The following is a 10,119-nucleotide window of genomic DNA, read 5'->3' as shown; positions in this document are numbered from 1 at the left end:
CCACCACCACCACCACCACCCGTTCCTCCGCTGCCTCCGGCTGCTGAAGTAGCATTTGACGCAGCAGTTGAAGCAGCAGAAAAGTTAGTCTCACCCGAGCACTTAGCTTTTCTTAAACAAAAAGATGAGGCAATTGAGCAATTGATAGAGAGCGGCAGTTTTTCAACTACGCATTTTGTAATTTCAAAACTTACTAAATATATAGGGCACTTTGACGATTCCGATGCGGCAAAATTATTCACGGCAGCGCTCGAGAACGCGCAGGTGGGCTGGATCATCTCAGATGATGATGTTTATGACTTTTACGTGAAGCTAGCCAACGAATTTCTGACAGCTGTTGAACCTGAATTGGCGAGTCAAATAGTTGACCTGATGGGACTTGTTCCAGCACCACCCCCACCAACTCCACCGGCGCCTCCACCACCACCATCACCTTTGCTGATATAGCAATTAGCGGCACTTATCCCCCGGCCACGTCGACTGCCACAAACAGCGGCTCGACGTAGCAGGGGTCGATGCAAGCACATCCTCCACGCCTGGCGTAGCATGGGGCCCGCTACGCCATAAGCTTACTTATATGGAGTCTCCGCCATGCTCAAGGGTCTTGGCTTTTAAATGCTTGCGTTGCAGGCACCACTCGCTGAACAGCATCAACGAAATGAAAGCGACCAACACTGCGAGCACAAACCAATCCCCCCATGACCACCCGACGCCGTACCAGCCAAAGACGTCAAACCCTTTCTGAAATCCGACGTATAGGAAATACACCACCGCTGCCAGGCAAGAATTGCGACAAGCGCTGCGGAACGTCATACGCATTGAATAACTCCTTGGCCCGGCCGGGCGTTCTGTTTTCCGACGAATGATCACGATGGATTTATCGCCCTGGGCGGCGGCCCGCTTACAGCCGTACGGCTACAAGCATTCCCATGGATGTTCCCATATGGGTCGTTTTTGACTCTCTGAAAACACAAAACCCCTGAAAACTTTAACGTTTTCAGGGGTTTAGTCGTTTCAAATTTGGCGGTGAAGGAGAGATTCGAACTCTCGATACAATTTCTTGTATACACACTTTCCAGGCGTGCTCCTTAAGCCACTCGGACACTTCACCGTATCTCGTCAAACTGATTCAGTCTGTCGAGGCGCGCTAATGTAGTCGAAAGCTTTTCCGATGGCAAAGGTTTTTTTCAGAATTTTCATGCGCTTAGGCGGTTATGCCGTTCCAGCCCTCTGCGGCGCCACGCACACCACGGCGATTCTGCCATTCTCGGGCACTCGCGGCGCTTGTCTATGGTAGCTGCTGCGCCTTGCCGAAGGCCGCCTGCGGGCGGGCATGGGGGAAAAGTCTGACTGGGTAGTCAGTCATGGCGCTTTACCAGGGCGGGCGCGGTGGGTAACGTCTGCCGTCTGTCCTTCTATTACAAGCATTACAAGGAATCGCGTCATGAGTGAGTTGATTGCCTACCACCTCGAAGACGGTATCGCGACCCTGACCCTGAGCAACGGCAAGGTGAATGCCATTTCGCCGGCAGTGGTCAGTGCGTTTAATCAAGCGCTGGATCAGGCCGAGAAGGATCGGGCGGTGGTGATCATCACGGGCACGCCGGGGATTTTGTCCGGTGGCTATGATTTGAAGGTGATGACCGCCGGCCCTAAAGAAGCCGTGAGCCTGGTGACGTCGGGCTCCACCCTCGCCCGCCGCCTGTTGTCGCACCCCTTCCCGGTGATCGTGGCGTGCCCCGGGCACGCGGTGGCCAAGGGGGCATTCCTGTTGTTGTCGGCGGATTACCGGATCGGTGTGGACGGGCCTTTCAGCATTGGCCTGAATGAAGTGATGATCGGCATGACCATGCACCACGCCGGGATCGAGCTGGCGCGGGATCGTCTGCGCAAGTCGGCCTTCCACCGATCGGTGATCAATGCCGAGATGTTTAACCCGCAGGACGCGTTGAGCGCCGGGTTCCTGGATAAGGTGGTCGCGCCGGAAGAGTTGCAGGCCGCAGCGCTGGAAGCCGCTCGCCAACTGAAGAAGATCAATATGAACGCCCACAAGCACACCAAGCTGAAGGTGCGTAAGGCGCTGCTGGAAGCCCTGGATGACGCGATCATTCAGGATCAGGGGCACTTGGGTTAATCAAACACGCCTGCTGAATCGAAGCCCGACCTTGAGTCGGGCTTTTTCTTACAAAGAATTCCGGTTTGCCTACAACCGCTCTAGACAGTGTCTGTCACAGCATGTTGAAACATGCGCTTAAACATCGCCTATCTTCTGACTCTATAGGGGCAATTGCCGAATACAGTGCACATCCGTACACTGCGCCACCTTTTGTCCCGATGGGCTGTGTCGATGCTTTTTTTGTTACGCATGTTGTTGATGGGCCTGCATTTTATGATTGCGGGCGTACTGGGCGTGCTGCTGGGGATCTGTCGGCCGTTCAATCCGGACAACAGCCGTTACTGCGCGCGCCTGTATGCGGTGCCGGCGATGTGGCTATTGCGCCTGCGAGTGAAGGCCGATGTCGACTCGCTGCGTCACAAGCCCAGCAGTTGCGTGATCATCGCCAACCATCAATCCAACTACGACCTGTTTGTGTTCGGCACCGTGGTGCCGTACCGCACGGTGTGTATCGGCAAGAAGAGCCTGAAGTGGGTGCCGTTGTTCGGACAGTTGTTCTGGCTGGCGGGCAATGTGTTGATCGACCGGGGCAATGCGCACAAGGCGCGGCGTTCGATGCTGACCACCACCCACACCTTGCAGCATGCCGACACCTCGATCTGGGTGTTCCCGGAAGGCACGCGCAACTTCGGTGAAACCCTGCTGCCGTTCAAGAAAGGCGCGTTCCAGATGGCGATCGCCGCAGGCGTGCCGATTGTGCAGGTGTGTGTCAGCACCTATGTGAAGCAGATGAAGCTCAATCGCTGGAACAGTGGCGATATTCTGATTCGCTCGTTGCCGCCGATTCCTACGAAGGGGCTGACGATGGATGACATGCCGCTGTTAATGCAGACCTGTCGCGAGCAAATGCGCGACTGCATCGAGGCGATGGACCGCGAGCTGCAAACCACGCCTGCAATCACGGCTGAACCCCGCCGAATTTGCTGACTCTGATTGGGCAGGGCAGCTAAGCTGCCTGACAGTTGTCATCTGCCATTCAAGAAGAAGCGATCAGCACTATGGGTAGAGTTGTTGCGGCCGCCGTCTATAGCGCCGGAAAGAAAGTCACTGATATCACCCTCGACGAAGGCGCCGCGTGGGCCGCCAAGCCTGACCACTTTGTGTGGATCGGCCTGGAGGAGCCCAGCGCCCTGGAACTGGCCAACCTGCAGCGCCAGTTCAACCTGCACGAACTGGCCATCGAAGACGCCCTGGAAAAACACAGCCGCCCCAAGCTTGAAACCTTCGGCGACGCGCTGTTTATCGTGACCTATTCGCCGGTGCGCGATAACGGCAAGCTGGAGTTTATCGAAACCCATATTTTTGCCGGCAACGGCTACATCATCACCGCCCGCAACGGCCACTCGGCATCCTACGGCTATGTGCGCCAGCGCTGTGAGGCGCGACCGCTGTTGCTGGAGCATGGGGAAGATTTCGTACTCTATGCGCTGCTGGATTTTGTTACCGAGAACTACCAGCCGGTGAGCGAGGCGATTCATGCCGAGGTCGATGAACTGGAGCGCAACGTGTTGTGCAACTCCCTGAGTGAAGCGGATATCCAGAAGCTCCACGGCCTGCGCCGCGATGTCCTGCGACTGAAGCGCTATGTGGCACCGATGGTGGAGATCAGTCAGGAATTGCAGAAACTGAGCTTCCCGTTTATCGACAAGAACATGCGTCCGTACTTTCGCGATGTGCAGATTCACGTCACCCGGCAGATGGAAGACCTGACCACCTTGCGGGATATCGCCAGCCAGACCATCGAGATTGGGGTGTTGCTGGAAGCCTCGCGCCAAAGCGTGGTGCAACGCAAGTTTGCCGCGTGGGCAGCGATTCTGGCGTTCCCGACGGCGGTGGCCGGGATTTACGGGATGAACTTCCAGAACATGCCGGAGCTGCAATGGCACTATGGGTATTTCGCGGTGCTGGGGTTTATTGCGGTGGGGTGTACAAGTTTGTGGGCCAGCTTCAAGCGTTCAGGCTGGCTGTAACAAACCCAGCTCAATTTGCTGAAGATCAAAAGTGTGGGAGCTGGCTTGCCTGCGATGCAGGCACCTCGGTTTGTCAGTTACACCAAGGTGATGCTATCGCAGGCAAGCCAGCTCCTACATTAATCTGCTTTGCCTTGAAGACCGTGCTTCTTGCCCTGGACGGTTTCAGGCCGCTCCTGCTTTTGGTTTGTGCGCCACAAACCGCATCATCCATTCCGCCACGGTGACGCCGTGGTGGTCTCGTTCCAGGCTGGCCACACCGTTGGTGTAGACCTTCTCCCCCAGCGTTGTCTGAAGAATCTCCAGCAACTCGCGGGAATAGTCGTGGATAAATTCCGGGTGGCCCTGGAAGCACAGCACCTGGTCTTCAATGTGGTACGCCGCAAACGGGCAGAACTCGCTGGAGGCGATCACGGTGGCGTTTTCCGGCAAGGTGGTGACCTGGTCCTGGTGGCTGATCAACAGCGTCAGTTCTTCCACCACCGGGCTCATCCACGGTGCCTTGGCGTTCAGTTTGTAGTCATGGATGCCCATGCCCCAGCCCTTGGTCGCCCGCTCGGTCTTGCCACCCAACAGCAGCGCCAGCAACTGGTGGCCGAAGCAGATGCCGATCAGCTTGTCGCCGCGGGCATGGCGGTCCAGCAGGTAGGTCTTGAGGGTCTGGATCCACGGATCGGTGCCAAAGGAGTCGGCCTTGCTGCCCGTCACCAGGTACGCGTCGAACACTTCTTCATCCGCCGGGTATTCACCCTGCACCACGTTATAGATGACGAACTCGGCGGCAATCGGCTGTTTGGAGAACAGGCGCTTGAACATCTGCCCGTACCCTTGGTACTGATCGATCAGCCCAGGACGCAGGATATCGGTTTCCAGGATGCACACGCGTAACGACATAAAAAATACCTGACACGGCGATGGGAATAATGAACACCCCCAGAGCCTGCCTTGAAATACCCTTCCAAGGCAAGCCCCATCGCCATGCTCAATGTGGGAGCGGGTTTGCTCGCGAATGCGGTGTGTCAGTCAACACACTCGTTAGCTGATCCACCGCTTTCGCGAGCAAGTCGAATCGTCGCACCGCCGCTCCCACATTTGGATCACCGAAACGCTTCACCCTGTGCAGCTTTCTCCAACAGCAGCGCCGGCGGCGTGAAGCGCTCACCATATTGCTCGGCCAGGTAGCGGGCGCGGGCGACGAAATCGTTCAGGCCGTACTGGTTGATGAATTGCAGCGCTCCGCCGCTCCAGGCGGCAAAGCCGATACCGAAGATCGAGCCGACGTTGGCATCAGCCGTCGACATCAATACGCCCTCCTCCACACAGCGCACGGTTTCGATGGCCTGGATGAACAGCAAACGGTCGCGCACGTCTTGCGGCGAGATCTGTTGGCCGGGCTTTTCGAAGCGGCTTTTCAGCTCCGGCCACAGGTGTTTCTGCCCGCCCGCCGGGTATTCGTAGAAACCGCCACCCGCCGCCTTGCCCGGGCGCTTGTATTCAATGAGCAACAGGTCGATCACGGCAAACGCCGGGTGCTGCGGTAACGGCTTGCCCTCGGCCTGTAGGTCCTTGGCCGTCTGTTGACGGATATGGCTCATCAGGCTGAGGGAAACTTCGTCAGAGACCGCCAGCGGCCCCACCGGCATCCCGGCCTTGCGCGCCTCGGTCTCGATCATCGGTGCGGCCACGCCTTCGCCGAGCATGGCGATACCTTCATTGGTGAAGGTGCCGAACACCCTTGAAGTGAAGAAGCCGCGGCTGTCGTTGACCACGATCGGGGTTTTCTTGATTTGCAGTACGAAGTCGAATCCCCGCGCCAGGGTTTCGTCGCTGGTGCGGGCGCCCTTGATGATTTCCACCAGGGGCATTTTGTCCACCGGGCTGAAGAAATGCAGGCCGATAAACTTGCCCTGGTCTGGAACGGCGGTGGCTAACCCGCTGATGGGCAAGGTGGAGGTGTTGGAGGCGATCACCGCTTCGGCACCCACCACGTTTTGCGCGGCCGCCGAGACCTTGGCCTTGAGTTCCCGATCCTCGAAGACGGCTTCGATGATCAGGTCGCAGCCGGCAAGATCGGCGTCGGATTCGGTAGGAACAATCCGCGCGAGGATGGTTTCCCGCTGTTCGGCGGTCAATTGCCCACGCCCGACCTTCTTGTCCAGCAACGTGGCCGAGTGGGCCTTGCCCTTCTCTGCCGCCGCCTGGCTGACGTCCTTGAGCACCACCTCAATGCCCGCCGAAGCGCTGACGTAGGCAATGCCCGCGCCCATCATCCCGGCGCCGAGCACGCCGACCTTGCGTGTCACATACGGCGCAAAGCCCTGGGGCCGCGAACTGCCGGCATTGATTTCATTGAGCTGGAACCAGAAGGTGCCAATCATGTTTTTCGCCACTTGCCCGGTGACCAGCTCGGTGAAGTAGCGGGTCTCGATCAAGTGCGCCGTGTCGAAATCCACCTGGGCACCTTCCACGGCGGCGCAGAGGATTTTCTCCGGGGCCGGGAAGCAGCCGTTGGTTTTGGCGCGCAGGATCGATGGCGCAATGGCAAGCATTTGCGCGACTTTCGGGTTGGACGGCGTACCACCCGGGATCTGATAGCCCTTGATGTCCCAGCGCTGTTTCGCCTCGGGGTTGGCCAGAATCCACGCCCGGGACTTGGCCAGCAGCTCATCACGGTCTGCCGCCAGCTCATCAATCAACCCGGCTTGCAGCGCCTGCTGCGGCGTAATCTTTTTGCCTTCCAGCAAGTAGGGCAAGGCTTTTTCCAGGCCCAGCATCCGCACCATGCGCACCACGCCGCCGCCACCCGGCAAAAGCCCGAGGGTGACTTCCGGCAGGCCAATCTGTACCGACTTGTGGTCCAGCGCCACACGGTGCTGGCACGCCAGGCAAATCTCCCAGCCACCGCCCAGCGCTGCGCCGTTGATCGCGGCCACTACCGGTTTGCCGAGGGTTTCCAGGGTGCGCAGTTGCGCCTTCAGCCCTAGCACGCTGTCGTAGAAATCCTTGGCGTGGGGTTTGTCGACCTTGATCAGTTCATTAAGGTCGCCGCCGGCAAAGAAGGTCTTCTTCGCCGAGGTGATGATCACGCCCGCAATCGAATCCTTCTCGGCGTCCAGGCGGGCGACGGTGGCCGCCATGGCCTCGCGGTACACCCCGTTCATGGTGTTGGCGCTCTGGCCGGGCATGTCGATGGTCAGCACCACAATCTGGTCCTGGCCCTTTTCGTAACGAATGGCATCGGTCATGACTGATTCCTTAGGCTCAGAGGCGTTCGATGATAGTGGCGATACCCATGCCGCCGCCGACACACAGGGTGGCCAGGCCATAACGCTGCTGGCGCACCTCCAGCTCATCGAGCAAGGTGCCGAGAATCGCGCAGCCCGTGGCGCCCAGCGGGTGGCCCATGGCGATGGAGCCACCGTTGACGTTGACCCGGGCGGCGTCGATGCCCATGTCCTTGATGAACTTGAGCACCACCGACGCAAACGCTTCGTTGACCTCGAACAGGTCGATGTCTTCAACCCGCAAACCCGCCTTGGCCAGTGCCTTGCGGGTTGCCGGTGCCGGGCCGGTCAACATGATGGTGGGGTCGGTACTGGTGACAGCGGTGGCGACGATCCGCGCCCGGGGTTGCAGGCCGAGTTCGCGACCTTTTGCTTCAGAACCGATCAGCATCAGCGCCGCGCCATCGACGATCCCGGAACTGTTGCCCGGTGTGTGCACGTGATTGATGCGTTCGACGTGGCTGTAGACCCGCAACGCCGTGGCGTCGAAGCCCATCTGGCCCATCATTTCGAAGCTGGGCTTGAGTTTGCCCAGGCCTTCGAAGGTGGAGTCGGCACGGATGAATTCGTCCTGATCCAGCAGCACAATGCCATTTTGGTCCTGCACGGCGATCAGCGACTTGTTGAAGGAACCGTCTGATCTGGCCCGCGCCGCTTTCTGCTGTGAGTGCAGGGCAAAGGCGTCGACGTCCTGGCGGGTGAAGCCTTCCAGGGTGGCGATCAGGTCGGCACCGATGCCTTGCGGGGTGAAGTGGCTGTGCATATTGGTTTGCGGGTCGAGCACCCAGGCGCCGCCGTCACTGCCCATGGGCACTCGGGACATGGACTCGACGCCGCCCACCACCACGAGGTCTTCAAAGCCGGAGCGCACTTTCATCGCGCCGAGGTTCACGGCTTCCAGGCCCGAGGCGCAAAACCGGTTGATCTGCACACCGGCGACGCTGATATCCCAGTCCGCCACCAAGGCGGCGGTCTTGGCGATGTCGGCGCCCTGGTCGCCAATCGGTGTGACACAGCCCAGGACGATGTCATCCACTTGCCGGGTGTCGAGGTCGGTGCGCTGTTGCAGTGCCGTCAGCAAACCGGCCACCAGGTTCACCGGCTTGACGCTGTGCAGGGCGCCATCCGCCTTGCCTTTGCCCCGGGGCGTGCGTATCGCATCAAAGATCAAAGCTTGGGTCATGACGTCCTCGAATCACTATGCAACGAATCGTGTCCTTACCTTAGGCGCCAGGGCGCCGGATTCAATGACCGAACCGCTCATTGACCTTGACGCTCACGCTCAGACGAACGGTAGGAGGCTACGGGAATCGGCTGATTAATCGTTTTAGCTGTCTAGCCGTAGGGCTGGCGTCTGGCTGGCAATTGGCCTCATGCCTTTTTAATAAGTTTTCTTCAGGTGATGAGACGAAATGGATCTAAGCCATATAGAACGAGGGCTCTAAGGTTGAATCTGTAAGAGAAGTTAAAGGTTGCTGCCGGGTTTTGCTGGAGCACCTGTAGGAACTGTAAGAAAAGAGTCATGTAGCACCGTCATAGTTGAATCGACCGGCACGCATTTGACGCTCAGGAATAACAACAAAAGGCAGTCAGCCATGTTCAAGCATTCGAAAGTACGTCAGGCGGGACTTATTCTGTTCGCCACCACCCTGATTCTGATCTTGCCCAACCTCACCAAGGTCATTGGGTGACCTCTCACACCCCATATTCTGCGCAGACACAGCGCCAGGATCGCAGCCTTTGGCAGCGCCTTTCGGGATATTGCGTATAGCGATCCCGTCAGGGGCTGCCGTTTTGCGCGCCGAGATTTTGTGATTTTGCGGTATCGTGAGTTCCACCGCCTTTTCCGATATGTGGCCCTTCCTTGAAACAGATCATCGTCCTCCTGATCCTGCTGCTGGCCTTGCCGGCGCACGCCGCGAAATTGACCGTCGAGCTGGATCACGCCAGCAAAACCTGGGAAACCACCGAACTGCTCAAGCGTCCGGATGTGCAGACGGTGCAGATCGTTGATGACGTTTCCTACAAGCGCAACATGACGTATCGCGCAGTGCCGCTGGCAGCACTGTTGCCGGGCATCACGCCGGAAAATCATCTGCAGGCAGTGGCCCTCGACGGCTTTGCCGCGGAACTGACGGCGGCACCGCTGCTATCAAAAAGCGGCGCGCGGGCCTGGCTGGCGGTGGAAGATCCGGCGCATCCGTGGCCGCCACTGGCAGACGGCAAGCCCAGTGCCGGGCCGTTTTACCTGGTGTGGACCGATCCACAGGCCGGGCATATCAGCCCTGAGCAATGGCCGTTTCAGATTTCCGGGATCAAGCAGTTGAAGACGGTGGCGGAGCGCTTCCCGGCGTTGTTGCCGGATCCGAAACTGGCGGCGAATGACCCGGTGAATCAGGGGTTCGCACTGTTCCAGAAGAACTGCCTGGCATGTCATCGCCTGAACGGGGCCGGCGATGCGCAGGTGGGGCCGGACCTGAATATTCCTTACAACCCCACTGAATATTTTGCCGGGGATTTCCTCAAGCGCTACATCCGCGATCCGCAAAGCATGCGGCACTGGCCACAGGCGAAGATGCCGGCGTTTGCCACCAGCGTGCTGCCGGATGCGGACCTGGATCTGCTGGTGGGGTATTTGAAGCATATGGCGGGCAGAAAGCAGCCTTAAGGCTCAGGTAAATCTATGGCG

The 10,119-nt window shown here is 58.7% G+C and carries 8 protein-coding genes, 1 tRNA gene and 1 pseudogene; 5 read left to right on the top strand and 5 right to left on the bottom strand.

The genetic code is table 11. From position 1 onward, the window contains the following. A pseudogene (locus tag HX869_RS01170) lies at positions 1-447 on the top strand (hypothetical protein); the annotation flags it as partial. Between the two features lie 126 nt (positions 448-573). Here HX869_RS01170 and HX869_RS01165 read toward each other — a convergent pair. Continuing rightward, complete coding sequence (locus tag HX869_RS01165) at positions 574-819, bottom strand: hypothetical protein (RefSeq protein ID WP_178902618.1); 246 nt, start codon at positions 817-819, stop codon at positions 574-576. Between the two features lie 202 nt (positions 820-1,021). Then, positions 1,022-1,111: transfer RNA gene (locus tag HX869_RS01160), tRNA-Ser, on the bottom strand. A gap of 333 nt (positions 1,112-1,444) precedes the next feature. On the opposite strand from HX869_RS01160, the gene HX869_RS01155 reads away from it, so the two are divergent. From HX869_RS01155 to HX869_RS01145, 3 genes are all read left to right on the top strand, one after another. Then, a complete protein-coding gene (locus HX869_RS01155; RefSeq protein ID WP_004371187.1) occupies positions 1,445-2,134 on the top strand; it encodes a crotonase/enoyl-CoA hydratase family protein in 690 nt (229 codons plus the stop codon). Between the two features lie 213 nt (positions 2,135-2,347). After that, entirely contained in the window at positions 2,348-3,103 is a 756-nt protein-coding gene (locus tag HX869_RS01150; RefSeq protein WP_178902617.1) for a 1-acyl-sn-glycerol-3-phosphate acyltransferase, read from the top strand. A 71-nt stretch (positions 3,104-3,174) separates the two neighbouring features. Further along, on the top strand, positions 3,175-4,146 hold the full coding sequence (locus HX869_RS01145) for a magnesium and cobalt transport protein CorA (RefSeq protein ID WP_004371189.1): 972 nt from the start codon (positions 3,175-3,177) through the stop codon (positions 4,144-4,146). Between the two features lie 165 nt (positions 4,147-4,311). Here the strand turns inward: HX869_RS01145 and HX869_RS01140 are convergent, their stop codons facing one another. The 3 genes from HX869_RS01140 to HX869_RS01130 form a co-directional block, all read right to left on the bottom strand. Then, positions 4,312-5,040: an amidotransferase gene (locus HX869_RS01140; RefSeq protein WP_087692757.1), complete on the bottom strand. Its 729-nt coding sequence runs from the start codon at positions 5,038-5,040 to the stop codon at positions 4,312-4,314. 203 nt (positions 5,041-5,243) lie between these two features. Continuing rightward, entirely contained in the window at positions 5,244-7,391 is a 2,148-nt protein-coding gene (locus tag HX869_RS01135) for a 3-hydroxyacyl-CoA dehydrogenase NAD-binding domain-containing protein (RefSeq protein WP_178902616.1), read from the bottom strand. 16 nt (positions 7,392-7,407) lie between these two features. Then, on the bottom strand, positions 7,408-8,613 hold the full coding sequence (locus HX869_RS01130) for an acetyl-CoA C-acetyltransferase (RefSeq protein ID WP_178902615.1): 1,206 nt from the start codon (positions 8,611-8,613) through the stop codon (positions 7,408-7,410). A gap of 681 nt (positions 8,614-9,294) precedes the next feature. Here HX869_RS01130 and HX869_RS01125 point away from each other — a divergent pair. Beyond that, entirely contained in the window at positions 9,295-10,098 is an 804-nt protein-coding gene (locus HX869_RS01125; RefSeq protein ID WP_177041404.1) for a cytochrome c, read from the top strand. Positions 10,099-10,119 lie beyond the last annotated feature (21 nt).

It is taken from the genome of Pseudomonas sp. P7779, from assembly GCF_013386315.1.
GTDB lineage: Bacteria > Pseudomonadota > Gammaproteobacteria > Pseudomonadales > Pseudomonadaceae > Aquipseudomonas.
Note: the sequence above shows the minus strand (reverse complement) of the source record. Positions and strands in the feature narration are given on the sequence as shown.